Origin of the sequence: Luedemannella flava (assembly GCF_039528515.1) — a bacterium.
Taxonomy (GTDB): domain Bacteria; phylum Actinomycetota; class Actinomycetes; order Mycobacteriales; family Micromonosporaceae; genus Luedemannella; species Luedemannella flava.
The window spans coordinates 76,623-100,212 of record NZ_BAAALT010000039.1; the positions used below are offsets into that span (position 1 = coordinate 76,623).

The 23,590-nt window shown below is 71.5% G+C and carries 24 protein-coding genes and 1 tRNA gene; 21 read left to right on the forward strand and 4 right to left on the reverse strand.

Going from position 1 to position 23,590, the window contains the following annotated elements:
- Positions 1 to 369: 369 nt before the first annotated feature.
- Positions 370 to 705: an FmdB family zinc ribbon protein gene (locus ABD211_RS08485; protein WP_344128061.1), complete on the reverse strand. Its 336-nt coding sequence runs from the start codon at positions 703 to 705 to the stop codon at positions 370 to 372.
- Between the two features lie 121 nt (positions 706 to 826).
- Positions 827 to 1,483 carry a 5-formyltetrahydrofolate cyclo-ligase gene (locus tag ABD211_RS08490; RefSeq protein ID WP_344128064.1) on the reverse strand — a complete coding sequence of 219 codons (657 nt, stop codon included), beginning with the start codon at positions 1,481 to 1,483 and terminating at the stop codon, positions 827 to 829.
- 78 nt (positions 1,484 to 1,561) lie between these two features.
- Here ABD211_RS08490 and ABD211_RS08495 point away from each other — a divergent pair, with 78 nt between their 5' ends.
- The 6 genes from ABD211_RS08495 to ABD211_RS08520 all read left to right on the forward strand — a co-directional run bounded on the left by ABD211_RS08495 (position 1,562) and on the right by ABD211_RS08520 (position 7,031).
- Positions 1,562 to 2,476: a UTP--glucose-1-phosphate uridylyltransferase gene (locus ABD211_RS08495; RefSeq protein ID WP_344128066.1), complete on the forward strand. Its 915-nt coding sequence runs from the start codon at positions 1,562 to 1,564 to the stop codon at positions 2,474 to 2,476.
- 3 nt (positions 2,477 to 2,479) lie between these two features.
- Positions 2,480 to 3,742 (forward strand): molybdopterin molybdotransferase MoeA, encoded by a 1,263-nt coding sequence (locus tag ABD211_RS08500; RefSeq protein WP_344128068.1) that lies wholly within the window; start codon positions 2,480 to 2,482, stop codon positions 3,740 to 3,742.
- A gap of 5 nt (positions 3,743 to 3,747) precedes the next feature.
- Positions 3,748 to 4,407 (forward strand): GNAT family N-acetyltransferase, encoded by a 660-nt coding sequence (locus ABD211_RS08505; RefSeq protein ID WP_344128070.1) that lies wholly within the window; start codon positions 3,748 to 3,750, stop codon positions 4,405 to 4,407.
- Positions 4,408 to 4,473: 66 nt separating this feature from the next.
- Positions 4,474 to 5,403 (forward strand): hypothetical protein, encoded by a 930-nt coding sequence (locus ABD211_RS08510; protein ID WP_344128073.1) that lies wholly within the window; start codon positions 4,474 to 4,476, stop codon positions 5,401 to 5,403.
- Between the two features lie 68 nt (positions 5,404 to 5,471).
- Positions 5,472 to 5,545, forward strand: a tRNA-Ala gene (locus ABD211_RS08515).
- 235 nt (positions 5,546 to 5,780) lie between these two features.
- On the forward strand, positions 5,781 to 7,031 hold the full coding sequence (locus ABD211_RS08520) for a S8 family peptidase (protein WP_344128076.1): 1,251 nt from the start codon (positions 5,781 to 5,783) through the stop codon (positions 7,029 to 7,031).
- On the opposite strand, the gene ABD211_RS08525 is transcribed toward ABD211_RS08520, so the two are convergent.
- Positions 7,019 to 7,498 (reverse strand): hypothetical protein, encoded by a 480-nt coding sequence (locus ABD211_RS08525; protein WP_344128078.1) that lies wholly within the window; start codon positions 7,496 to 7,498, stop codon positions 7,019 to 7,021. The two genes, ABD211_RS08520 and ABD211_RS08525, sit on opposite strands and share 13 nt — an antisense overlap.
- 349 nt (positions 7,499 to 7,847) lie before the next feature.
- On the opposite strand from ABD211_RS08525, the gene ABD211_RS08530 reads away from it, so the two are divergent.
- The 14 genes from ABD211_RS08530 (at position 7,848) to ABD211_RS08595 (ending at position 20,955) form a co-directional block, all read left to right on the forward strand.
- Entirely contained in the window at positions 7,848 to 8,957 is a 1,110-nt protein-coding gene (locus ABD211_RS08530) for a S8 family peptidase (RefSeq protein ID WP_344128080.1), read from the forward strand.
- Between the two features lie 95 nt (positions 8,958 to 9,052).
- Positions 9,053 to 10,312, forward strand: a complete 1,260-nt coding sequence (locus tag ABD211_RS08535) for a S8 family peptidase (RefSeq protein ID WP_344128082.1) — start codon at positions 9,053 to 9,055, stop codon at positions 10,310 to 10,312.
- A 99-nt stretch (positions 10,313 to 10,411) separates the two neighbouring features.
- Positions 10,412 to 11,656, forward strand: a complete 1,245-nt coding sequence (locus ABD211_RS08540) for a S8 family peptidase (protein ID WP_344128084.1) — start codon at positions 10,412 to 10,414, stop codon at positions 11,654 to 11,656.
- Between the two features lie 87 nt (positions 11,657 to 11,743).
- Positions 11,744 to 12,805 carry a glycosyltransferase family 4 protein gene (locus tag ABD211_RS08545; RefSeq protein WP_344128086.1) on the forward strand — a complete coding sequence of 354 codons (1,062 nt, stop codon included), beginning with the start codon at positions 11,744 to 11,746 and terminating at the stop codon, positions 12,803 to 12,805.
- A 34-nt stretch (positions 12,806 to 12,839) separates the two neighbouring features.
- Positions 12,840 to 13,970 carry an alanine racemase gene (gene alr / locus ABD211_RS08550; RefSeq protein ID WP_344128088.1) on the forward strand — a complete coding sequence of 377 codons (1,131 nt, stop codon included), beginning with the start codon at positions 12,840 to 12,842 and terminating at the stop codon, positions 13,968 to 13,970.
- On the forward strand, positions 13,967 to 15,073 hold the full coding sequence (locus tag ABD211_RS08555; RefSeq protein WP_344128090.1) for an alpha/beta fold hydrolase: 1,107 nt from the start codon (positions 13,967 to 13,969) through the stop codon (positions 15,071 to 15,073). The genes alr and ABD211_RS08555 overlap by 4 nt, the downstream gene beginning before the upstream one ends.
- Positions 15,070 to 15,540, forward strand: a complete 471-nt coding sequence (gene tsaE / locus ABD211_RS08560) for a tRNA (adenosine(37)-N6)-threonylcarbamoyltransferase complex ATPase subunit type 1 TsaE (protein ID WP_344128092.1) — start codon at positions 15,070 to 15,072, stop codon at positions 15,538 to 15,540. The genes ABD211_RS08555 and tsaE overlap by 4 nt, the downstream gene beginning before the upstream one ends.
- Positions 15,541 to 15,550: 10 nt before the next feature.
- Positions 15,551 to 16,228 carry a tRNA (adenosine(37)-N6)-threonylcarbamoyltransferase complex dimerization subunit type 1 TsaB gene (tsaB, locus tag ABD211_RS08565; protein ID WP_344128094.1) on the forward strand — a complete coding sequence of 226 codons (678 nt, stop codon included), beginning with the start codon at positions 15,551 to 15,553 and terminating at the stop codon, positions 16,226 to 16,228.
- Positions 16,225 to 16,659 (forward strand): ribosomal protein S18-alanine N-acetyltransferase, encoded by a 435-nt coding sequence (gene rimI, locus ABD211_RS08570; RefSeq protein WP_344128096.1) that lies wholly within the window; start codon positions 16,225 to 16,227, stop codon positions 16,657 to 16,659. Before tsaB ends, rimI begins: the two co-directional genes overlap by 4 nt.
- Positions 16,649 to 17,710 carry a tRNA (adenosine(37)-N6)-threonylcarbamoyltransferase complex transferase subunit TsaD gene (gene tsaD / locus ABD211_RS08575; RefSeq protein ID WP_344128098.1) on the forward strand — a complete coding sequence of 354 codons (1,062 nt, stop codon included), beginning with the start codon at positions 16,649 to 16,651 and terminating at the stop codon, positions 17,708 to 17,710. The genes rimI and tsaD overlap by 11 nt, the downstream gene beginning before the upstream one ends.
- A 91-nt stretch (positions 17,711 to 17,801) precedes the next feature.
- Positions 17,802 to 18,269, forward strand: coding sequence for a hypothetical protein (locus tag ABD211_RS08580; RefSeq protein WP_344128100.1), 468 nt, complete (start codon positions 17,802 to 17,804; stop codon positions 18,267 to 18,269).
- Positions 18,266 to 19,423, forward strand: a complete 1,158-nt coding sequence (locus ABD211_RS08585) for a WXG100 family type VII secretion target (protein WP_344128102.1) — start codon at positions 18,266 to 18,268, stop codon at positions 19,421 to 19,423. The genes ABD211_RS08580 and ABD211_RS08585 overlap by 4 nt, the downstream gene beginning before the upstream one ends.
- Positions 19,411 to 20,490 carry a S8 family serine peptidase gene (locus ABD211_RS08590; RefSeq protein WP_344128104.1) on the forward strand — a complete coding sequence of 360 codons (1,080 nt, stop codon included), beginning with the start codon at positions 19,411 to 19,413 and terminating at the stop codon, positions 20,488 to 20,490. The genes ABD211_RS08585 and ABD211_RS08590 overlap by 13 nt, the downstream gene beginning before the upstream one ends.
- Positions 20,491 to 20,700: 210 nt before the next feature.
- Positions 20,701 to 20,955: a hypothetical protein gene (locus ABD211_RS08595; protein WP_344128106.1), complete on the forward strand. Its 255-nt coding sequence runs from the start codon at positions 20,701 to 20,703 to the stop codon at positions 20,953 to 20,955.
- Here ABD211_RS08595 and ABD211_RS08600 read toward each other — a convergent pair whose 3' ends face one another.
- Positions 20,956 to 21,777 carry an HAD-IA family hydrolase gene (locus ABD211_RS08600; protein ID WP_344128108.1) on the reverse strand — a complete coding sequence of 274 codons (822 nt, stop codon included), beginning with the start codon at positions 21,775 to 21,777 and terminating at the stop codon, positions 20,956 to 20,958.
- Positions 21,778 to 21,850: 73 nt separating this feature from the next.
- Between ABD211_RS08600 and ABD211_RS08605 the strand changes: the two genes are divergently transcribed.
- Positions 21,851 to 23,557, forward strand: coding sequence for an ABC transporter ATP-binding protein (locus ABD211_RS08605; RefSeq protein ID WP_344128110.1), 1,707 nt, complete (start codon positions 21,851 to 21,853; stop codon positions 23,555 to 23,557).
- Positions 23,558 to 23,590 lie beyond the last annotated feature (33 nt).

Genomic DNA, 23,590 nt, shown 5'->3' on the forward strand with positions numbered 1-23,590 from the left:
TTTGGTTGGGGTCTACCCCGTCTTCAGCTCGCCAGATGTGCGCTTGTGGCGGGCCGATCCGTCCTCGTCCCGCCAGATGTTCACAGTTGGCGGGCGTAAGGGTGTTCTGACTCGCCAGATGTGCGCTTGTGGCGGGTCCGCTGCATGGTGAGCTCGCCAGATGTGCGCTTGTGGCGGGGCCGGCACTCTTCGCCTCGCCATTTGTGCACAGATGGCGGCAGTGGGCGTCGTGGGCTCGTTACCGGTGCGCGTTCGGCGGCGGCGCCCGATGGGTTGCCTCGCTATATGTGCACAGGTGGTGGAGGTTGCGAGGAAGGCCGGGCCGGGACGGGTGGGTCCGGCGGGGCGGTCGCGGGTGGTGGCGGTGCGTCAGGCCTTGGCGGGGGTCGCCGACGAGGAGGAGGATGCCGCCGGGGTGCTCGGGGTGGAGGTGGTCGCCGGCTTTGCGTCCTTGGGGGCGGAGTCGGACTTGGACTCCGACTTCTGGGCCGGGGCGGGGGACGTGCTGCCGGCGGAGTCCTTCGCGCCCGAGCGGGAGTCGGTGCGGTAGAAGCCCGAGCCCTTGAAGACGATGCCCACCGAGTTGAAGAGCTTGCGCAGCTTGCCCTCGCACGAGGGGCATACGCTCAGCGGCTCGTCCGAGAACGACTGGACAGCCTCGAGCTGGTGGCCGCACGCGGTGCAGGCGTACTGGTAGGTGGGCACTTCTCCGCCTCCGTGATCAACAACTTGGCACTCCGGCGCCTTGAGTGCCAAGGATGGCGCATGGACCGGCGAAGTGTCCAGTTTTCGTGTTCCGATCAACACCCGGGAATACGTCGGGCGCTCAGCCGACGTGACGAAGACCACCCGATGGGGTGATGACCGCGTGGACGCGCCGGTCGTGCGGCTCGGCCGGCAGCGACTCGACCAGCTCGCCGTCGAACAGCAGGGCCACCACCAGGGTGCCCGGGCCGACCCGGGCCAGCGCCCGGTCATACGACCCGCCACCCCGCCCCAGCCGGACGCCGCCGAGGTCGACCGCCACGGCCGGCACGACCACCAGGTCGGCCCCGCCGACAGCCGTCACGCCGAGCAGCTCAGCACTCCCGACCAGGTCGGACCCGCCGAGCTGGTCGGACCCGCCGGGCACGGCCGACCCGCCGGGCCCGGCGGCCGGGTCGGCTTTGCCGACGGGGGTCCGGGCCGGCGGTGTGTCGATTGATGGCCACCGTTGCCAGTCCAGGTCGCGGTCCGGGAGCAGCACCGGGATCAGGATCTCGCGCGCAACGGACGCCAGCGTCGGCAGCAACGCGGGCCCGCCCGGCTCCGTGAGGAGTGGCGAATACGCGGCGACGGTGCGGACGGCGCGCTCTGAGACCGTACCCATAAGGGTTGTGACCAGCGCGGAGTCGGCGGCGGCCCGCTCAGCCGGGGACCGCGCGCGCCGTGCCGCCAACAGGCGGCGGCGCCAGTCGGACTTCGTCGCAGTGGCGGGTGTCACCCGCTCAGGATGGCAGTCGGCGGCGCGTCGGGAGGGTCAGGTCGGGGCGGCATGCGGGAAGGCCGATAGTCTCGGCGCATGCCGGACCACGCCACCACCCAGCGCGCCGTCAAAGCGGTCATTCCGGCCGCCGGCCTCGCCACCCGCTTCCTGCCCGCCACCAAGGCGGTGCCGAAGGAACTGCTGCCCGTCGTTGACCGCCCCGTGCTGCAGTACATCGTGGAGGAGGCCACCGCCGGTGGCATCCGCGACGTCCTGCTCGTCACCGGGCGCGGCAAGACCAGCATGGTCGACCACTTCGACCGCCAGCCGTACCTGGAATCGCGCCTGGAGGCCAAGGGCGACCTGGAGCGCCTCGCCGCGGTGCGGCGCCCCAGCGAGCTGGCCGAGATCTACACCTGCCGCCAGGGCGAGCCGCTCGGCCTCGGTCACGCGATCGGGTACGCCGAGTCGCATGTGGGCAACGAACCGTTCGTCGTCCTCCTGGGTGACGAGTTCGTCGACGAGGCACAGCCGCTGCTGCCCGGGATGATCGACCTGCAGTCCCGGACGGGTGGCATCGTGCTCGCGTTCCTGGAGGTCTCCGACGACGAAGTGGACCGGTACGGGATCGCGTCCGTCGCGGCCGCGGAGCCGGAGTTCGCCGACGCCGGCGAGGTCTTCCGGGTCACCGGCCTGGTGGAAAAGCCCAAGCAGGGCACCGCGCCCAGCAACTTCGCCGTGCTCGGCCGGTACGTGCTGCCGCCCACGATCTTCGATGCCATCAAGCGGACCAAGCCCGGCGCCGGCGGCGAGATCCAGCTCACCGACGCGATGGCGCTGCTGCTCGCCGAGGGCACGCCGGTTCACGGAATCGTTTACCGGGGCGTGCGTTATGACACCGGTATGCCGTTGGGCTATCTGCAGGCGGTCGTCGAGCTCGCCTGCAAGCGCAAGGACCTTGGACCCGCGTTCAAGGAATGGCTCGTGGAGTTTGTTAAATCGGACGGTTAATGGATGACTGCGGAGATCACGCTGACCCGTACCCCTCAGCTGACCTCGCTCGCCGACTACCTGGCGGGCGTGCTGCGCCGTGTGCGCGCACTGCCCCCGCTCGACCTGGACCTCACCCAGGCGTTCGGGAACGTGCTGGCCGAGGAGGTGCGGGCGCTCGGCGCGCTCCCCGCGTACGACCAGGCCGCCATCGACGGGTACGCCGCCCGCTATGACGACCTGGCCGCCGCGGCCCTCGGCCGCACCGTCCGCCTCAACGTCGTGGGGGATCTCTCCGCGGCGAGTTGGCGGCCGGTGCGGCTGGTGCCCGGCACCTGCTTCGCCGTGGCGGCCGGGGCGCCCCTGCCCGCCACCACGGACGTCGTCGTGCCCCTCGACTTCACCGACGAGGGCATGGCGTCCGTCGAGATCCGCCAGGCGCCCAAGCGCGGGCACGGCGTGCGCCGCGCGGCCGAGGAGATCGCCGCCGGCGCGGTCGTCGCCCGCCCGGGTGACTACGTCACGCCGCCCATGGTCGCCGTCCTCGCGGCGGCCGGGGTCAGCCACGTCGTGGTGCGCCCCACGCCCCGGGTGACGGTCCTGGCCACCGGTGACGAGCTCGTCGAGGCCGGCCGGCTCAGCCAGCCCGGGCAGGTCGTGGACGTCAACTCGCACGCCGTGGCGGCCGCCGCCGCGGACGCGGGGGCGCACGCCTACCGGGTCGGCATCTGCGACGACGACCCCGAGGCCCTCCGTGGCCTGCTGGAGGACCAGACCCTGCGCTCGGACCTCATCATCACCACCGGGGGTACGGGCACGGGGCCCGGCGACATCCTGCGCCGGATCCTGGGCCGGGACGGGTCGGTCCGCTTCACGGAGCTGTCCGTGTTCCCGTGCTCGACCCTCGGGTTCGGGATGATCGGCTCGCAGGCCGACCAGGTGCCCGTCGTCTGCCTGCCGGGCGACCCGGGCGCGGCGCTCATCGGCTTCGAGGTGCTGGCCCGGCCCGTGATCCAGGTGCTCGCCGGGGCGGAGCCCGTGTTCCGGCCGTCGGTGCGCGCCCACCTGCTGGAGACGATCGCGTCGCCCATCGGGCTGCGCGAGTTCCGGCCCGCGCGGGTGCAGGAACGCCGGGGTGGCGGTTACACCGTGCAGCCACTCGCCGGCGGGCCGTATACGCTGTCCGGTCTGGCGGACGCCAACGGCCTGCTGGTACTGGGTGAGAAGGTCGGCGGGGCGCCGGCCGGGTCTACTGTGGATGTCCTGCTTCTCGACCGCCGACGGTGAGGTTTGTGAGTTTTCTTGGTGCGCCCGGCTGGCCTGCGGTGCTGCATGACCCGCAGTCGGGTGTCACCCTGCGCCCCTACCGCCGGTCGGACGCGCCCGCGTGGTCGCAGGTGCGGCGGGCCAACGAGGAGTGGCTCGCGCCCTGGGAGCCCACCCCGCCCGGCGGGACGTGGGCCGAGCTGAACTCGCCGGCGTCGTTCCGGCTCGTCCACAAGGAGCTGCGGCGCGCCGCCCGGCTCGGCCACGCCATGCCGTTCGCGGTCTGCCTGCACACGCCCGACAACGTCGAGCGGCTCGTCGGGCAGGTCACCCTCGGCAACATCGTCCGGCGGGCCTTCTGCTCCGCGTACGCGGGCTACTGGGTCGACGCCCGCGTCGCCGGCCGGGGCGTCATCCCCACCGCCCTGGCGCTCGCCGTCGACCACGCCTTCGACCAGGGCGGCCTGCACCGCATCGAGGTCAACATCCGCCCCGAGAACGCGGCCAGCCGCCGCGTCGTGGAGAAGCTCGGCTTCCGCGAGGAGGCCTACCACCAGCGGTACCTGCACATCGCCGGCGCCTGGCGGGATCACATCGGGTACGCCCTGACCACAGAGGACCTCGCCGGCGAGGGCGGACTGCTCGCCCGCTGGCATCAGCAGCGTGGCATCCGCCGATCCGCATAGTCGCACCGTAACCTCGTGGCAAGGTGGTGTGGCGCCATCTGAAAGCTTGTTGCGGAGGGGGAGGGCGTGCCGACGTCGGTGCTCCTCGCCGTTCTCGCCGCAGCGAGCCTGCTCGCCCTCGCGCCGGCCCTGGTGCGTCGGTATGACGCGACCGAGCGGCTCGCCGCGGAGCGGACGACGTCCACGGCGCGGGTGCTCGCCCGGCGCCGTAGTCGTCGTACCGTCCCCGGCCGTGTTCCGATCAACCCGCCCCGCCCCGTCCCGTGGTCGGCGGAGGATGACCACGGGGTCGTCGCGTTCCACGGGGGCACCGTCGGGGTCCATGAGTCTCTGAACGCCCGTGACGGCGCGGCGGGTGGTTCGCGTAACGGCGGTTCCCGTGAGGCTGCCGGCGGCGGGCGGCGGCGGTCGACGACCGGGCCGCGCCGGCACGCGGGCGCCGCGACACGCCGGCGGTCCGCAGCCGGGTCGACCACCCGGGTGGGTGGCCGGTCGAAGCGCCGCAGGGCCCCCGCGTCGGCCATGCACCGGCGCCGGCGCGTGTTCGCCGCGCTGGAGCTGCTGAACCTCGTCGAGGTGGTCGGCATCGTGCTGGTCGGCCCCGGAATGTGGATCAGTTTCGCGGTCACCGCCGGGGCGCTGACCGCCTACGTCGTGCACCTGCGCAACCGGTCGATCGCCGCCGCCCGGCGGCGCCGTCAGGAGGCGCGTCGCGCCCGCTGGGTCGCCGCCCAACAGGCCGCCGTCCGCCGCGAGCACGAGCGCCGGGCCGCCCAGCGCCGGGAGGCCCAGCGCCGACTGGTCGTGGAGCGGGAGGCGGCGCGCCGGGAGGCCATGCGGCGGGCCACGGAGTACGTGGAGCGCTACTCCCGCCTCGACCGGGCCGTGGGCGACGCCGGGGAGCCGCCGATGGCCCGGCCGGCCCGCCCGGGCGTACAGCCCAACGAGCGGCCGGGGCCGGTCCGGGGCCGGCCGTACGAGCATCCGGGGCACTGATCTTCGGTGGGTGGGATGCCGAGTCGCGTGGCGGGCGGGGGACCTGTTAGCCTTGTGCCCGGTTACAAGGGGCTGTAGCGCAGTCTGGTAGCGCACCTCGTTCGCATCGAGGGGGTCAGGGGTTCGAGTCCCCTCAGCTCCACCCTTAACCACCCGTCCAGGATCGGGTGGCACTTTTGTCCCTGCCAGCCGGGTGCGACACAGGCCGGCTGGCATTCGTCGTTTTCGGCCATTAAGAGGCGTTTAGATCTGCCGGCGGGCGTGGCGGAACAACCGGGCCTGGCTCAGTCGGCGACTTCGAACATCTGTCAGACGTTTCAGGAGTACAACGGGAGGTGTAATCGTCTGAATTTTAGGAGCTGAGCAGGGAAAATACGATGAACGTCAATCTACGCTCCGGCGTACGCATGGCTCTCGCGGCACTCGTCACACTGCCGCTCGTCGCCGCCGACGGCGCGGCGTCCGCTTCGCCCGTCAGGACCACTCCGGCAGCCGCTGCGGCGTTTGCCCAGCTGGAGCCGTCGCATCGGCCGGTGGTCAACAACAACTACATCGCCGTGTTCCGCGACCGCGCGGTCTCCCGGCAACGGGTGCGCGCGGTCGTGCGCGCACTGGTGCAGCGCCACCGGGGCCTGGTCGCGGCCCGGATCTACCAGAACGCGCTACGCGGCTTCCAGTTCCGCGCGTCGCCCGAGCTGGCCAGGCGCCTCAACGCGGACCATCGCATCCAGTTTGTCCAGCAGGACTACGTGGTCACCGAGATGGGCTACGTGGTCACCGGCCAGCAGAACCGGCCGCCCGCCTGGGGCCTCGACCGCATCGATCAGCGGGCGCTGCCGCTGAACAGCCGGTACGTGTTCCCGAACAACGGGTCGGGTGTCAACGCGTACGTCATCGACAGTGGCATCCGGGCGAGTCACCGGGAGTTCGGCGGGCGGGCGACGGCCGCCGTCGACTTCACGCCCGATGCCGACAACCGCGACTGCAACGGGCACGGCACGCACGTCGCGGGAACCATCGGCGGCACGAACGTCGGCGTGGCCAAGGGTGTGCGCCTGGTCGGGCTGAAGGTCCTCGGCTGCAACGGTCAGGGCTCTACCTCGGGCATTCTCTCGGCGCTCGACTGGGTGGTGCGGCACGGCCAGCGGCCCGCCGTGGTGAACATGAGCCTCGGTCACTCCGGCGCGGACCCCGCGCTGGACAGGGCGATCCAGAAAGCCATCCAGACGGGCTTCAGCGTCGTGGTCGCGGCCGGGAATGACGCGGGCAACGCGTGCAGCGTGTCGCCGGCCCAGGCGGAGCTGGCCATCACGGTCGGCGCGACCAACAACAGGGACAGCCGCGACACGCGGTACTCCAACTACGGGGCGTGCGTGAACATCTTCGCCCCGGGAACCGACATCTACTCCGCGTGGCCGTCGGCGAACGACAGCTACCAGACGATGAGCGGCACCTCCATGGCGTCGCCCATGACCGCCGGCGCGGTGGCGCTCATCCTCGGCAGGCACGCCAACTACTCACCGCAGTCGGTGGCCTCCTGCCTCACCCATATCTCCACCCAGAACGTGGTCGCCAACGCGGGCTCCGGCTCGCCCAACCGGATGCTCTTCGTCGGTCAGCTCTGCTGAGTAGCGGTTCCCCCGCGCGTTGGCAGGTCCGTCGTGATGGCCCGGGCGGAGAACGAGGCGGCGACCATCTCGAAGACGGCGACCGCGTCGGCGACCCGCGCGCCGGCCTCGGCCGTCGGCACCTCGATCTGCGGGTCGTAGCCCTGCAGGCCGGTCTCCTCCTCGATGATCGCGGAGATCCGGTACATCGTGGTGACGACGAGGTGTGCGGCGGCGCCGGTGTGCCAGTAAGGCACCTGGATCGCCGCCGAGTCGGCGGAACAGAACACCTGGATCGCGGTCTGTTCATCGTCGAGCTCGCCGCCGTGGTCGACGAGGTTGGGCAGGACCGCCCGGACCCGCCGCACGATCCGTGCCCAGATCTCCGCGTCAACGTCCTCGCTGTCGTCGTCGTCCTCGTCCGCGTCGAGGTAGTCGTCCCAGGTCTGGCGGTCGGCGAGCCGGGCGAACATCAGGTCGTAGCTCATGGTCGGACACCATGCCACCCCTGTGTGACACAACGAGCGTCCGGAGCGGGGAATGCCATTTATCGGCCGACTTAAGACGCATGGAACCGAGCCAACGACAAATTACGTCGTTGGTTGCGACCAATGGACATCAGATATTTTCCGACGTACAAAAGAAATCGTATCTGTCTGTTGTTTGGGCAGTTGAGCAGGGGAGATGGAGGGGGCGATATCGATGGACGGCAAGTCAATTCCGGGTTCGCGAACGGCTTTCGTGGCGCTGATGACCCTGCCGCTCATAGCTGCGGGGGGCGCCGTATCCGCGTCGCCCGTTCCGGCCGCTTCGCCGAAAACCCCGGCGGTCGTTCAGTTGGGCTCGCCGCGTCAACAGATCCGCGACAACTACATCGCCGTGTTCCGCGACTCGGCGGTCTCCCGGCAGCAGGTGCGGGCAGCGGTCAGCAGGCTGGTCCGGCAGCACCGCGGCGTGGTCGCGTCCCGGATCTTCCAGAACGCGCTGCGCGGCTTCCACTTCCGCGCCTCGCCCCAACTGGCCGGGCGCATCGGCACCGACCGTCGCGTCTCGTTCGTCCAGCCGGACTACGTGGTGACCGGGGTGGACATCGTGGCCGGCCAGCAGGAGGCCCCGCCGACCTGGGCCCTGGACCGGATCGATCAGCGGGCCCTGCCGCTGGACGAGCAGTACGCGTTCCCGGCCAACGGGTCGGGCGCCACCGCCTACGTGATCGACAGCGGCATCCGGGCCAGCCACGTCGAGTTCAGCGGACGGGCGACGGCCGCGGCCGACTTCACGTCGGACGCCGACAACGTCGACTGCGCGGGCCACGGTACGCACGTCGCGGGCACCATCGGGGGCCAGCACGTGGGTGCCGCCAAGGGCGTGCGGCTCGTCGGTCTGAAGGTGCTGGCCTGCGACGGCCATGGCTCGACCTCGGGCACCATCGCGGCCCTGGACTGGGTGGTGCGCAACGGCCACCGGCCCGCGGTGGTGAACATGAGCCTCGGTCACGCCGGCACGGACCCGGCGCTGGGTCAGGCGGTCACGACCGCCGTCGACGCGGGCTTCAGCGTGGTGACGGCCGCCGGCAACAGCGCGAGCAATGCCTGCAACGTCTCGCCGGCCCGGTCGGCAATGGCCATCACGGTCGGCGCGACCAACGACAAGGACAGCCGCGACGTCCTGTACTCGAACTTCGGGTCCTGCGTCAAGATCTTCGCGCCGGGCACGGGCATCTACTCCGCCTCGTCGGCGTCCGACAACGCCTACGAGACGCTGACCGGCACCTCGATGGCGTCGCCACTGGTCGCCGGGGCGGTGGCGCTCATCCTCGGCGCGCACCCCGACTACTCGCCGAGGCAGGTGGCCTCCTGCCTGACCCAGAACGCGACCTCCAACGTGGTCGAGAACGCGGGCAACGGCTCGCCGAACCGGATGCTCTACGTCGGCCGTCTCTGCTGATCCGCCGGACGTATCTCAGTGCCCATCGGCCCGTTGAGCAGGGCGTACAGACGAAGGGCAATGTGATGGCGCACAATTCGCGATTCGGTGTACGCATGGTTCTCGCGACGATGCTGGCGCTGCCGCTCATCGTGGAGACTGGTGCGGTGTCGGCGTCGCCCGGCGTCGCGAACGAGTCGACGACGTCCAACGTCACGGCGTCGACGGCGAGCCTGCCGGAGGGCGGGCGTGGCCGCATCCGTCACCTGCCGTTCCGGCCACAGGCGATCCGGGGTCACTACATCGCGGTGTTCCGCGACGAGGCGACGGTGCGCAATCCCGTGCGGGCGCTGGTCCGGCAGTTCCTGCGGCGCCACCCCCAGATCGTCGTGCAGCGTCTGTTCTACCTGTGGGTGCGCGGCTTCCACTTCCGGGCCACGCCTGCGCTGGCGGCGCGGATCGCCGCCGACCGCCGGGTCGCGTTCGTCCAGCCGGACTTCGTGCACCACGCCCAGGTGCTCCCGGTGACGGGCGCGCAGAACCGCCCGCCGTCGTGGGGCCTCGACCGCATCGACCAGCGCACCGAGCCGCTGGACAGCCGGTACGTGTTCCCGGGCGACGGGTCGGGCGTCAACGCGTACATCATCGACAGCGGCATCCGGCCGAGCCACCGGGAGTTCGGCGGGCGCGCGGTGGCCGCCGTCGACTTCACGGGCGAGGGCAACCAGGACTGCGCGGGCCACGGCACGCACGTCGCGGGCACCATCGGCGGCACGAACGTGGGCGTCGCCAAGGGCGTGCGCCTCGTCGGTCTGAAGGTGCCCGGCTGCGACAACTCGGGCTCGACCTCGAACATCATCGCGGCCCTGGACTGGGTGGCGAGGTACGGGCAGCGCCCCGGTGTGATCAACATGAGTCTCGGACACCCCGGCGACGATGAGGCCCTCAGCAAGGCGACCTACGGCGCCTTCGAGGCGGGTTTCAACGTGGTGGTGGCGGCCGGGAACTACGCCGAGGACGCGTGCGGGGTGTCGCCGGCCCAGGAGGGGCAGGTCATCACGGTCGGCGCGACGAACCAGAACGACAGCCGGGACACGCAGTACTCGGACTACGGGCAGTGCCTGAACATCTTCGCCCCAGGGACCAACATCTACTCCGCGTGGCCGGCGTCCGACAGCAGCTACGAGACGATGAGCGGCACCTCGATGGCCACGCCGCACGTCGTGGGGGCCCTGGCGGTCATCCGCGGCCAGCACCCCGACTACTCGGCCGTCCAGGCGTACCAGTGCCTGACGGGTCTGGCGACCCGCAACGTGCTCGGCAGCGTCGGCAGCGGCTCGCCCAACCGGTTGCTCTTCATCCGCGACCGCTGCTGACGTCAATTGATACGTATCTTATGTGCCCTTTTGCCCGTTGAACAGGGTGTACAGACGAAGGGCAATATGATGATGCGTACTTCGCGGTTCGGGTTGCGAATGGTTCTGGCGGCTGCGCTGGTGCTGCCGCTCACGTTGGAGACCGGTGCGGTGTCCGCATCGCCCGGCGTCAGTACGGCGGGACCGACGTCGTCGGCCGTGGCCTTCCCGGAGGGCGGGCGAGGTCGCATCGGCCCCCTGCCGATGCACCGGCAGGCGATCCCGGGCGAGTACGTCGCCGTGTTCCGCGATGACGTATCCGCGCAGAGCGTGGACGCGGTGATCCAGGCGCTCCGTGCCCTGTACCGCCAGATCATCATTCAGCGCATCTACTACGCGGCGGTGCGCGGCTTCCTTTTCCGCGGCACGCCCCACCTGGCCAGAGCTGTCGGCCAGGATGAGCGGATCCAGTACGTCCAGCCGAACTACCGGGTCCTGGCCCAGGGGTCGGTGGTGGCGGGCACGCAGAACAATCCACCGTGGGGCCTGGACCGCATCGACCAGCGGGATCTCCCGCTGAACCACCGGTACGTGTACCCGAACACCGGGTCGGGCGTGAACGCGTACGTCGTCGACAGCGGCATCCGGACGAGCCACCGGGAGTTCGGCGGGCGGGCGACCATCGGTGCGGACTTCACCGGCAGCGGCAACACGGACTGCAACGGTCACGGCACGCACGTCGCGGGCACCATCGGCGGCGCCAACGTGGGTGTCGCGAAGGCGGTGCGCCTCTACGCCCTGAAGGTCCTCGGCTGCAACGGTCAGGGCTCGACCGCGGGCATCCTCTCGGCCCTCGACTGGGTGGTGAAGAACGGCCGGCGGCCCGGGGTCGTGAACATGAGCCTCGGCCACGCCGGCACGGATCCCGCGCTGAGCAAGGCCATTCTGGGCGTCCTCGCCGTCGGGATCACCGTGGTGGTGGCCGCCGGGAACAACGCGGGCGACGCGTGCGCCGTCTCGCCGGCCAGGACGATCATCGTCATCACGGTCGGCGCGACCAACAACAAGGACAGCCGGGACACGCGGTACTCGAACTACGGCCGGTGCGTCAACATCTTCGCCCCCGGCACTGACATCTACTCCGCGTGGAACGCCTCCAACAGCGCCTACCAGACGATGAGCGGCACCTCGATGGCGTCGCCCCACACCGCGGGGGTGGTCGCACTCATCCTGCAGGCGCACACCAACTATTCGCCGCTGCAGGTGGCCGACTGCATGACGGCCATGGCCACCTACAACACACTGACCAACATCGGTAACGGGTCGCCCAACCGGATGCTCCACACCGGACAGATCTGCTCCTGACCCCGACGTTGACCGACGGGACCCCGGCCGCGACGCGGCCGGGGTCCCGTCGCGTTTCCCCGGGCGCCACGAGGCGTTGATCAAGACATGGCCAAGGCGGGGTTGCGCCGGGTCCACGTGGTGGAGCCGGGCGGGCGGGGCGGCATCTATCAGCACGCGGTCGAGGTGACCCGCATCCTGGTCGGGGCCGGGGTCGACGCGGTGCTGCACACGTCCGACGGATGCGAGGTCCGCCCGGCCGCGGTGCCGGTGTGCGGGTGCGTGCGGTGGCCGGAGAACGGGCGCAACGTCGTCCTGCGGCGGGCCGCACGGGCCCGCTACCTGGGCGGCGAGCTGTTGCCGCACCTCTGCCGGGCGTTCGGGCCGCGCGACGTCGTGCACGTCCACGGGTTCTCGTTCCTCAACCCTATGGTCATCAGGGCGGCCCGGCTGCGCCGGGCGACCGTCGTCGGCAGCCCGCACAACACGTTCGTCCGCGAGGGAGCCGGCTCCCGCGCGGTGCGCTCGCACGAGACGATGCTGCGCCGCCCGGACCACCTGGTCGTCTACGCGGACGCGGACACCGCCGTGCTCGACCGGGACGCCTCGGTGCTCCCGCTGGTGCAGTGGACGCCACCGGTGGAGCCGGACCGGGTGCGTCGCTGGCGCGAGCGCCTGGCGCCCGACGGTGCCCCGCTCGCGCTCATGCCCGGCCACGTGCGCCGGGACAAGAACTACGACCTGTTCGTGCGGGCGATGGCGCGGCTGCCCGGCTGGCGCGGTGGCGTCGTGGGGGAGGACCACGGCGGCGCCGCGGAACTCGCCCATGTCGTCCAGCTCACCGACGCGCCGGTGACAATGATCTTCGAGTACGTGTCGGTGGCCGACTACATGGCGCTGGTCGCCGCGGCGGACGTGATCGTGGCCCCGTATGCGGTGGCGAGCCAGTCGGGCGTGCTGGCCGTGGCCCGCAAGCTGGGCGTCCCGACGGTCGCGACGGCCACCGGCGGGCTGCCCGAGCTGGCCACCGCGGTGGCCGACGCCGACCCGGCCGCCCTGGCGCAAGCGGTCATCCAGGCGCGCGGGCGGGGCGCGGCGGAGCGGCCGCCCGACGGCGTGGCCGCGGAGTTCCTGGCCGCCTACCAGGTGGCGAGGGCGCGCGCGGGATAGAGGCCCTTGCTACCCGCCGGTTACTCTTGGCCCCATGTGGCAGGCGGAGGTACGCGTTGATCTTGACGCGATCCGGCACAACGTATCGCGGCTGCGGGCCGGTACGAGCGCCGAGGTGATGGCGGTGGTCAAGGCCGACGGGTACGGGCACGGCGCCGTCCCGGCCGCGCTCGCCGCGCTGGACGGCGGTGCCACGTGGCTGGGCGTGTGCACCCTCGACGAGGCCCTGGAGCTGCGGGCGGCCGGCATCACGGTGCCCGTTCTGTCCTGGTTGCTCGCCCCCGGGCTGCCGCTGCACCGCGCCATCGCCGCCGACGTCGACCTCTCCGCGTCCACGACCGAGCTGCTCGACGAGATCGTCCGGGCGACAGCCGAGGCCGGCCGGCCCGCCCGCGTACACCTGAAGATCGACACCGGGCTGGCGCGGGGCGGGGCGAGCGCCGACGACTGGCCCGCCCTCTGCCTCGCCGCGGCCAAGGCCGCCGCCGCGGGCGACATCGAGGTCGTGGGTGTGTGGAGCCACTTCGTCTACGCCGACGTGCCCGACCACCCGACGATCGACCGGCAGCTCGCGGCGTTCCGCACGGCCCTCGGCGTCGCCGGCAACCACGACATCAACCCCCGGGTACGCCACATCGCCAACTCCGCGGCCACCCTCACCCGGCCCGACGCGCACTTCGACCTGGTCCGTCCCGGTATCGCCGTCTACGGCCTGTCCCCGGTGGCCGGGCGCGACGACAACTTCGGGCTGCGCCGCGCCATGACGGTGCGGGCGCGGGTGCTGCACGCCAAGCGGGCCGCGGCCGGCCAGGGCGTGTCCTACGGGCACACCTACACGACGACCGCGCCCACGACGCTGGCGCTCGTCCCGCTCGGGTACGCCGACGGCGTGCCCCGCGCCGCGGGCAACCTCGCCCCCGTCCGGCTCGCCGGGGCGAACCGGACCATCGCCGGGCGGGTCTGCATGGACCAGTTCGTCCTCGACTGCGGCGACGACCCGGTCGCGGCCGGCGACGTGGCGGTGCTGTTCGGCGACGGCGCCGACGGCGGCCCGACGGCCGACGACTGGGCCGACGCGGTCGGCACGATCAACTACGAGATCGTGACGCGGATGGGCAGCTCCCGCGTACCCCGCGTCTACGACGGCGAGCGGACCACCCGGTGACCACCGAGACCCCCACGAACGGGCGGTTCAGCAAGCGCAAGGTCGGCATCGTCTCGGCCGTGGTCGGCGTGGCGGCGGCCGGCATCGCCGCGGGTGTCGCCACCGAGCGCATCCTCATGGGGCGCAACCGGCGGATCACCGACGCCGACCCGTACAAGGATGAGCCTTTCGGCGCCCTGGGCGCCGACGAGACGCGGACGGTGACCACCGCCGACGGCCTCGACCTGCACGTGGAGATCGACGGGGACCCGGCCGCGCCGCTCACGGTCGTCCTCGTGCACGGGTTCTGCCTCGACATCGGCACGTTCCACTTCCAGCGCAAGCTGCTGCGCACCATCCGGGGCGTGCGGATCGTCGCCTACGACCAGCCGGGCCACGGCCTGTCCGGCCGTCTGCGCAGCGGCGAGTACTCGATCCAGCAGCTCGGCCGCGACCTGCGGACCGTGATCGACGAGACGACGCCGGCCGGGCCGGTCGTGCTCGTCGGCCACTCCATGGGCGGCATGGTGATCATGGCGCTGGCGGAGCAGTCCCCCGAGCTGTTCGGCGTGGGTCAGCGGGTGTCCGGCGTGGCGCTCGTCGCGTCCTCGGCCGGCGAGATGAGCGGGGTCACGTTCGGGCTGCCCAAGGTGCTCGCGAAGGTGCGCACCCCGCTGCTGCCCGTGATCACCAACGCGGGTCGGCTGACCGCCCCCGTGTGGGACCGGGCCCGGCAGGCGCACACCGACCTGGCCTGGATGCTCACCAAGCGGTACGGGTTCGGCTCCACGAAGGTCAGCCCGTCGCTCGTGTCCTACGTGGAGCGGATGAACGCGTCCACCCCGACCGACGTGGTGGCCCGGTACGTGCGCACGATCGACGCGCACAACCGGTTCCCGGCCCTGACCAGCTTCGAGGACTCCCCGACGCTCGTGATCGTCGGCGACGAGGACCTGCTCACCCCGGTCGAGCACGCCGAGGCGATCTGCCGGGTGCTGCCGTTGGCGCAGCTCGTCGTGGTCCCGAACGCGGGACATGTGGTGATGTTGGAGCACCACGAGGCGGTCGACGCGGTCCTCGGCCCGTTCGTGCGTAACCTGGTTCCCGGAGGTGCGCCGTCGTGAAAGTTGAGCTCGAGACCGTCGAGGACACCCGGGCGTTCGGCCGCGCGCTGGCCGGGGTGCTCCGGGCCGGCGACCTGGTCGTGCTGAGCGGCCCGCTGGGCGCCGGCAAGACCGCCCTGGCCCAGGGCATCGGCGCGGGCCTTAACGTGCTCGGGGCCGTGACCTCGCCGACCTTCGTGATCTCCCGGGTGCACCGGCCCGGCCCCGGCGGCACGCTGCCGCTGGTGCACGTCGACGCGTACCGCATCGGCGGCGTCGCCGAGGTCGACGACCTGGACCTGGACGCGAGCCTGGAGGAGTCGGTGACCCTCGTCGAGTGGGGCGTCGACAAGGTCGAGCAGCTCGCCGACGCGCACCTGGAGGTGCGCATCGACCGCCGCGACGACGACTCCCGGCTCGTCGAGGTTGTCGCCCGTGGCGGCGACTGGCCCGACCGCCTCGCAGGGCTGGCCCAGCACGCCCGATAGGGTGCAGGGCGTGCTTGTAGTCGTGGTGGACACCTCGACGCCGGCGGTCACCGCCGCGCTCGCCGAGGTCTCGCGGGATGGCGTGACCGTGCTCGCGGAGCGGGCGACCGTCGACGCGCGCGCCCACGGCGAGGTCCTGGCTCCCCAGCTCTCGTCCTGCCTGCTTGACGCCGGCGTCTCGATCACGTCCGTGGGGGCGGTGGTCGCGGGTGTCGGCCCTGGGCCGTTCACCGGGCTGCGGGTCGGCCTCGTCACCGCCGCGTCCGTCGCGCAGTCGCTGGGCGTACCGACGTACGGGGTCGTGTCCCTCGACGGGCTCGGCGCCGCGGCGCCCGGGCCGGGACCCACGCTGGTCGCGACGGACGCGCGGCGCAAGGAGATCTACTGGGCGGTGTACCTCGACGGGGTCCGGTTGACCGACCCGGCCGTCGGGCGGCCCGCCGACGTGATCGCTTCGTTGCCGCCGGATGGCGGCCCGGTGCGGGCCATCGGTGACGGCGCGTTGAAGTACGCCGACGTGCTCGGCCTGCCGGTTCTGGAGACGCCCCGCTACCCGTCGCCGTCTGTTCTCGTCGGTCTGGCCGCTTCGCGGATCCTCGACGGCGCGCCGTCGGAACCCCTCACCCCCCAGTACCTGCGGCGTCCCGACGCCACGGAACCGCACGCCCGCAAGCCGGTCCTCACGTGATCGCCCCCTTCCGGTGGTGGCACATCGAACCGGTCCTGCTCATCGAGGACGAGCTGTTCGGGGCGGAGCGCTGGACGGCCCCGATGTTCTGGAACGAGCTGGCCGCGGGCCACTACTACCGCGTCTTCCTCTCCGCGGACGACGTGGTCGGCTACGCCGGCCTCGCCGTCTCCCCGCCCGACGAGGCCTGGATCAACAACGTGGGGGTACGCCGCGACGCCCAGCGCCGCGGGGTCGGCCGGGCCCTCGTCGACGACCTGCACGCGGAAGCGTCGCGGGTCGGCGCGAAGCAGATCCTGCTCGAGGTGGCGGCCGACAACGAGCCCGCCCAGCACCTCTACGCCAGCTACGGCTTCGAGGTGATCGGCCGCCGCCGCGGCTACTACCAGCCCAGCAACACCGACGCCCTGGTGATGTCCCATGAGCTCTGAACCAATCATCCTCGGTATCGAGACGTCCTGCGACGAGACCGGCATCGGCATCGTGCGCGGCAACGTGCTGCTCGCCGACGCGGTCGCGTCCAGCGTGGACGCGCACGCCCGCTACGGCGGGGTGGTGCCCGAGGTGGCCAGCCGCGCCCACCTGGAGGCCATGGTTCCCACGATGCGGCGGGCGCTCGACACGGCCGGGGTGACGCTCGCGGACATCGACGCGATCGCCGTGACGGCCGGGCCGGGCCTCGCGGGCGCCCTGCTCGTCGGTGTCGCCGCCGCCAAGGGGTACGCCCTGGCGACCCAGAAGCCGATCTACGGTGTGAACCACCTCGCCGCGCACGTGGCCGTCGACACGCTGGCGGTTGAATGCGGCGGTCACGGGCCTCTCCTGGAACCCGCCATCGCGCTGCTCGTGTCGGGCGGCCACTCGTCGCTGTTGTACGTCGACGACGTCGCGGGTTCGTATGAACCGCTCGGGGCCACGATCGATGACGCGGCCGGCGAGGCGTACGACAAGGTGGCCCGGCTGCTCGACATGCCGTTCCCCGGTGGGCCGCCGATCGACCGCGCCGCCGCCGGCGGGTCTCCTTCCGCCATCGCCTTCCCGCGCGGCCTCACCGCGCCCAAGGACCTGGAGTCGCACCGGTTCGACTTCTCGTTCTCCGGGCTGAAGACCGCCGTGGCCCGGTGGGTGGAGGCCCGTGAACGCTCCGGTTCACCCGTGCCGGTGGCCGACGTCGCGGCCTCGTTCCAGGAGGCCGTCTGCGACGTGCTCACCCGCAAGGCGGTCGACGCGTGTCTGACCCGCGGCGTCCGGACGCTGATCATCGGCGGTGGCGTGGCCGCGAACTCCCGCCTGCGCGCGCTCGCGGTCGAACGCTGCGCGGCCCACGGGATCGAGGTGCGCGTGCCGCGCCCCGGCCTGTGCACCGACAACGGCGCGATGGTCGCGGCCCTCGGCGCCCGCCTGGTCGTCGCCGGCGTCGCCCCCAGCGCGTTGAGTCTGCCCACCGACTCAGCCTTGCCCATCACGACCGTGACCGTCTGACTGTCCACAGTCCCCATTCGTTGTCCACAGACCGTGCCCACGCGGTGACGCACTCCGATACGCTTGCGGGTCCGCGGGCGGGGAGGCGGTCATGGGGACACTCGACGACGACACGACCGGACTCGCGCCGGTCACCGTGGATCCTGACGGGGTCCACGGGTTCGGCGCGTTCGTCCAGGACGAGGTGACACACAACCTCCACCCGTACGCGGAGGACATCGTGCGCCTCTGCGACGACGACGCGGTCGCCTTCGGCAACCGGCTGGCGTTCCCGGCGCTCTACGACGCCCGCACCGGCTACGAGGCAAGCCTGCGCCAGGCCATCGGCAACCTCCGCGAGTTCGTCACGGCCTCCCAGATCATCGTCGACGCCGTCAAAAAGATCACTTCCGAGTACGCCGCGGCGGACGGCCTCGCGTCCACGGCGGTCAAGAAGATCCTCGACGACGCGCTCACCGAGGCGGCCCGGCAGCGCCGCGCCCACGACGAGATGGTCCGCATCGCCGGCGCCCACGTCATCCTGCCGACGTCCGTCACCGAATGGGGTGACCCGCTGTGAGCACGGCGAACAAGCCGACCGACTGGTCGCAGTTCACCCTGCCCCAGATCTGGGCCATGCTGCGCGACGAGGGTGGTGACGCGGCCTACGACCAGATCCGCGCCTGGTTCCAGATCGAGTACATCTGCCGCCACCACGCCGACCAGCTGACCGCCGCGCTCACGTCCCTGGCGTCCGCCTGGCCCCCGGCCAAGGGCAACGCCGCCGAGCACTTCCAGCAGTACGTGAGGACCCTCATTGCCAACCTGACGGCAACGTCCAACGCGGCCAACGCCAACGGCCGCGCCCTCGCGAACTACCACGGCGACCTGATGGAAACCCGCCGCAAGGTCTCAGACCTGGTCGACAAGTATCCGGAGAGGGCCGCCGGCCTGGCCGCGAGCGGCATCGTCGCCCGCCGCGACCAGCTCGCCGCCGACGCCCGCACAGTCATGGACGCCGCCGACAAGAGCGCCCAACTCCTCGCCCATCTCATGAAGCCACCGCCGGTATATCTGGCAGCGGTGGTTAGATACAAGGGCGAGCCGCCCGACGAAACTCCTGATGCTGGAACTAGTGGCACGCCGAGGTCGAGCGGCCAGTCCTTCAGCCCGGGCCTGACGACGACGCTTGGCGGTTTGTCGGGATCTGGCACAGGCGCAGGCAGCCGTGCCCCGACCTTAGAAGGTGGCGTTGATCCGACCTCTGTCCCCGGGCAGGGCGCGCCCAACGCGGGGTTGCCGAACACCGGCGGCTCTGGGCCGGATCTTGTGGTTGGGCAGCCGCTCGGCGCCGGGACAGACGTTGGTGCGCCGGTCGGTCGTGTGATCGGGGGAGCCCCTGGAGGTTCATCCGCCGCTCCAATACGGCCCGGGGCCGCCGGTTCGGCTTCCGGGTCGACCGGTCATGGTGCCGGCGCTGGTGGGATGCTCGGCGCGCCGCTGATGATGGGCGGTGCTGGCACAACGCGCGAGGGCACCAGGGTCGGCCGGCCTGGGGGTGTGATTGGCGGTGAGCGACGCAAGCGACGTCCGCCGCATGATCCGGATGACCCGTGGCTCATCGACCACGAGGTTGTGGATCCGGTGATTGGGCTCCGAGCTTCAGAGTCGGCCGGTGGTCCGGACGACGAACTGCCACCTGGTGTCGTGAGCATCGAAGGATGGCCACGATGACCCTGAGCCGCCGTTGGCGGCGATACCCTGTGGCGGCATTGGTCGTGTTGTTGGCGAACCTGGTCCACGCACTCCCTGCGGCTGCGGAGACAGTCGAGGGCGGCCAGTGGTATGTCGACTTTCTTGACCTGGACAGTGCCCACAAGATTTCTCAAGGCAGGAGCGTCACCGTTGCCATCATCGACAGCGGCGTCGGCGTTCATCCGGACCTAGCTGGCCGCGTGCTATCCGGGACGGACGCTCGGGTCGGCGGCAACGACCCTGATGGGCGCAATGATGAGGACGGCCACGGCACCGGCATGGCAGGCCTCGTGGTGGGCCACGGAAGGGTGCGCGGGGTCGCGCCGGCGGCAACGGTGCTTCCGGTCAAGATCAGTAATGGTGTGGGCTACGCCAGCCTTGCGCCGGGAATCGAGTGGGCAATCGATCACGGTGCGACGGTCATCTCGATTTCTCTAGGTGTGAGTCGATCCGGCATTAGTGACGAAATGGCTGTCCGTAGGGCCATCGAGGCCGGCGTGGTTGTGGTCGCGAGTGTTGGCAACACGGATGAGGATCATCTGGTCGCGTATCCCGCTGCCTACGACGGAGTTGTGGCTGTGGGAGGCGTGGACCGCGAGGGCAACCACGCGAAGATCTCCGTGCGGAGCGACCGGATTGTGCTCGCGGCGCCATCTGACAAGATCTCGGTCACTGAGCCGAATGGGAAATACACCATCGCTACCGGCACGAGTAACTCAACCGCGCTCGTGGCGGGGGCGGTGGCGCTGGTGCGGGCGAAGTTTCCCGACCTGTCCGCCGAAGAGGTCATTCACCGGCTGACGTACACGGCCGATGACAAGGGGCCGACCGGGCGGGACGACGAGTACGGCTACGGGGTTGTCAACATCGTCAAGGCGCTGACGGCCGACGTTCCGCCGCTCCACCCGCAGACAACCCCGTCCTACAACGATCTCCCGGACGTGGTCGACGACGACCCGCCGATCGCGCTGATCGTCCTCGGCGCCGTCCTCGCCCTGCTTCTGGTGGTCATCCTGGTGCTGCTCCTCCGCCGCCGGCGGACGTGATCGGCTTACGGCGCCATAGTCCGGTAATGCCCGGCACCATTCCCCACCCACGGCGCCATAACGGGGTTTCCGCCGGGCGGGCGCGACGTATGGGCAATTGCGTGCGGAATTCGGGGGCGTGGTTTCGCACGTAAGGGCAATATGTGTGGGAACTCTGCCCGGGGTGGGCGGGTGCGGGGAGGGGTCGAGCGGGGTGGGTATTGTCCTTGCGTGATTGTGCGGATGTGGGAGGTCAAGGCCTACCCGAAGGACTTTCCGGCGCTGCTCACGTGGGTGTGTGAGACCGCCGTTCCGGAGGTGGAGGTCCACCCGCTGCACATCTCCAGCGAGGTGTTCTCGTCGACGGATCACCGGCTTGTGGTGATCTCCAAGTGGCGCAGCAATCCGCTGCCGCTGCCCGATCCGCCCGCGGAGCTGGTCGCCCGCAGCCCGCATGTCTGGGACTTCAGCCCCGTCGACCGTTGATCACGGCCGGACCTGTGCGAACGGGTCCGCCGACGGACCCGCCTCGACCGGCGCGACCTGGGGCGCGACCCGCGGTGAGACCGGCGCGTGCGGCGCGACCGGAGCCGGGCCTGGCGCGACCTGCGCCCCGACCGGGGACGGCGGTGGGGCGGCCCCGACGAATGGCGCGCCCAGCAGGGCCGGCAGCTCGCTCAGGGACCTGATGCGGGTCGGCGGCCACGACGAGTCGGCGGCGACGTACTCCACCGTGCGGATCACCGTCATGCCGAGCTGGGCGGCGGTCGGGAGCTCCCGGTCGGCCCCGTCGCCGACGTAGACGCACTCCTGCGGCGCGACCCCGAGAAGAGAGCACGCCGACAGGTAGATCGCCGGGTCGGGCTTGCCGACGCCGAGGACCGACGAGAACACCGCCGCGTCGACGTGCGTGGACAGGGGCGTCGTCGACCACAGCTCGGCCGTCTCGATGGTGCAGTTCGTCACGACACCCAGTCGCCAGCCCAGCGACCGCAACGAGGCCAGCGCCGCGAGGGTCCCTGCCGAGGGCCACAGTTGGGACCGCGTGAACGACCGGCGCCGCGCGGCCGCGAGGCGTACCCGGGAAGGGGTGGGGGCAGCACCCGCGCGGACGGCGAGCGTATGCAGGGTCTCCTCGACGGAGCCGAGCTGGCCGGTCATCCGCCAGGGCCACGACGAGTGGAACAGCTCCACGAGGACCGCGGGGTCGGCGCCCACGTCGCGGGCGCAGTCGGCGACCAGCGTGTCACGTTCGGCGTCGCCGCCGGGCACCAGCGTGTTGTAGAGATCGAGCAGCACCGCGGGCATGCCGGGCACGCTACCGCAGGGCCCCAAAAATGGAAGGCGCCGCAGGTCACCGCCCACGTACCGTCAGAGGACTATGCGGCAGTTACCGGTCCCCGACCCCGGGACACCCCCTACGCGCACGGCCACCGGTTACCTCTGGTGGCTCGTGCGGGCCCACGCGCCGACGGTCGTCGGCGCCATTCTGTTCGCGGTGGTCTGGAGCCTCGCCCAGGCGCTCATGCCCCTGGCGATCGGCAAGGCCATCGATCTCGGCGTGATGGCCAAGGACACCGGCGCCCTCGTCCTGTGGACGGGGGCGCTTCTCGCGCTCGGGGTGACCCAGGCGCTCGCCGGGATCATGCGCCACCGCCAGACCGTGCAGAACTGGCTCGGCTCGGCGTACCGGACGATGCAGCTCACGGTCCGGCAGGCCGCCCGGCTGGGCGCCACGCTGCCGAAGCGGATGGCGACCGGCGAGGTCGTCAGCATCGGCATGTCCGACATCGCCCACCTCGGCGACAGCGTGGACATCCTCGCCCGCGCGGCCGGCGCGCTGGTCGGCATCGTCGCCGTCGCGACCATCATGCTCAGCACGTCGTGGCAGCTCGGCCTCGTCGTCGTGATCGGCGTCCCGCTGCTCACCCTCGCGGTGACGCTGCTGATCCGCCCGCTGCACAAGCGGCAGGCGGCCTACCGCGAGGAGCAGGGCGCGCTGACCACCCGGGCGGCCGACATCGTCACCGGCCTGCGCGTACTGCGCGGCGTGGGTGGTGAGGCGGCCTTCGCGGCGCGCTACCGGTCCGAGTCGCAACAGCTCCGGGGCGCCGGGGTACGGGTGGCAAAGGTCGACTCGCTCCTGGAGGCGACCCAGGTGCTGCTCCCCGGCATCTTCGTGGCGCTCGTGACCTGGCTCGGCGCCCGGCTGACCGTGGCGGGCGACATCACGCCCGGCCAGCTCGTGGCGTTCTACGGCTACGCGGTCTTCCTCATGATGCCGCTGCGTACGCTCACCGAGGCGGTCAACAAGATCACGCGCGGGCACGTGGCCGCGCGGCGGGTGCTGGGGCTGTTCCGCCTCGAGCCCGAGATCGACGACCCGGCCACCCCGGCGGCGACGCCCGACCCGACGGTGTCGGAGCTGGTCGACCCCGAGTCGGGGCTCACCGTCAGGCCCGGCCAGCTCACCGCCGTGGCGGCGGCGCGCCCCGAGGAGGCCGCGGCGATCGCCGACCGGTTGGGCCGCTACGCGGACAGCGACGCCGCGCTCGACGGCGTACCGCTGAGGCAGTTGACCAGGGCGACCGTCCGCGACCTGATCCTGGTCGCGGACAACGACGCCCGGCTGTTCTCGGGCCGGTTGCGCGACGAGCTGGACCCGCGCGACCAGGGCGACCAGAAGATCGGCGCGGCACTCGACGCCGCCAGCGCGCAGGACATCGTCGACGCGCTGCCCGACGGGCTCGACGCGATCGTGGCGGAGCGGGGCCGGGAGTTCTCGGGCGGGCAGCAGCAGCGGCTGCGGCTGACCCGGGCGCTGCTCGCCGACCCGCCGATCCTGGTGCTCGTCGAGCCGACCAGCGCCGTGGACGCGCACACCGAGGCCCGCATCGCGGCTCGGCTCGCGGGGGCCCGCAACGGGCGCACCACGGTCGTGTGCACGACGAGCCCGCTGGTGCTCGACCGGGCCGACCGGGTCGCGTTCGTCGACGGCGGCCGGGTGGTCGCCGAGGGCACCCACCGTGAGCTGCTCGACCGCGACCCGCGCTATGCCGCGACCGTGACCCGGGGGGAGGACGAGTGATCCAGATCCTGCCGATCGCGTCGCCGGCGGAGG

Coding starts and splice junctions, on each gene's coding strand:
- ABD211_RS08520 (WP_344128076.1), top strand. CDS start 5,781: ATGAACGTCAATCTACGCTCCGGCGTACGCATGGCTCTCGCGGCACTC.
- alr (WP_344128088.1), top strand. CDS start 12,840: ATGTGGCAGGCGGAGGTACGCGTTGATCTTGACGCGATCCGGCACAAC.
- tsaD (WP_344128098.1), top strand. CDS start 16,649: ATGAGCTCTGAACCAATCATCCTCGGTATCGAGACGTCCTGCGACGAG.
- ABD211_RS08540 (WP_344128084.1), top strand. CDS start 10,412: ATGGTTCTGGCGGCTGCGCTGGTGCTGCCGCTCACGTTGGAGACCGGT.
- ABD211_RS08535 (WP_344128082.1), top strand. CDS start 9,053: ATGGTTCTCGCGACGATGCTGGCGCTGCCGCTCATCGTGGAGACTGGT.
- ABD211_RS08605 (WP_344128110.1), top strand. CDS start 21,851: ATGCGGCAGTTACCGGTCCCCGACCCCGGGACACCCCCTACGCGCACG.
- ABD211_RS08495 (WP_344128066.1), top strand. CDS start 1,562: ATGCCGGACCACGCCACCACCCAGCGCGCCGTCAAAGCGGTCATTCCG.
- ABD211_RS08545 (WP_344128086.1), top strand. CDS start 11,744: ATGGCCAAGGCGGGGTTGCGCCGGGTCCACGTGGTGGAGCCGGGCGGG.
- ABD211_RS08590 (WP_344128104.1), top strand. CDS start 19,411: ATGGCCACGATGACCCTGAGCCGCCGTTGGCGGCGATACCCTGTGGCG.
- ABD211_RS08600 (WP_344128108.1), bottom strand. CDS start 21,777: ATGCCCGCGGTGCTGCTCGATCTCTACAACACGCTGGTGCCCGGCGGC.
- ABD211_RS08525 (WP_344128078.1), bottom strand. CDS start 7,498: ATGAGCTACGACCTGATGTTCGCCCGGCTCGCCGACCGCCAGACCTGG.
- ABD211_RS08500 (WP_344128068.1), top strand. CDS start 2,480: ATGACTGCGGAGATCACGCTGACCCGTACCCCTCAGCTGACCTCGCTC.
- ABD211_RS08580 (WP_344128100.1), top strand. CDS start 17,802: ATGGGGACACTCGACGACGACACGACCGGACTCGCGCCGGTCACCGTG.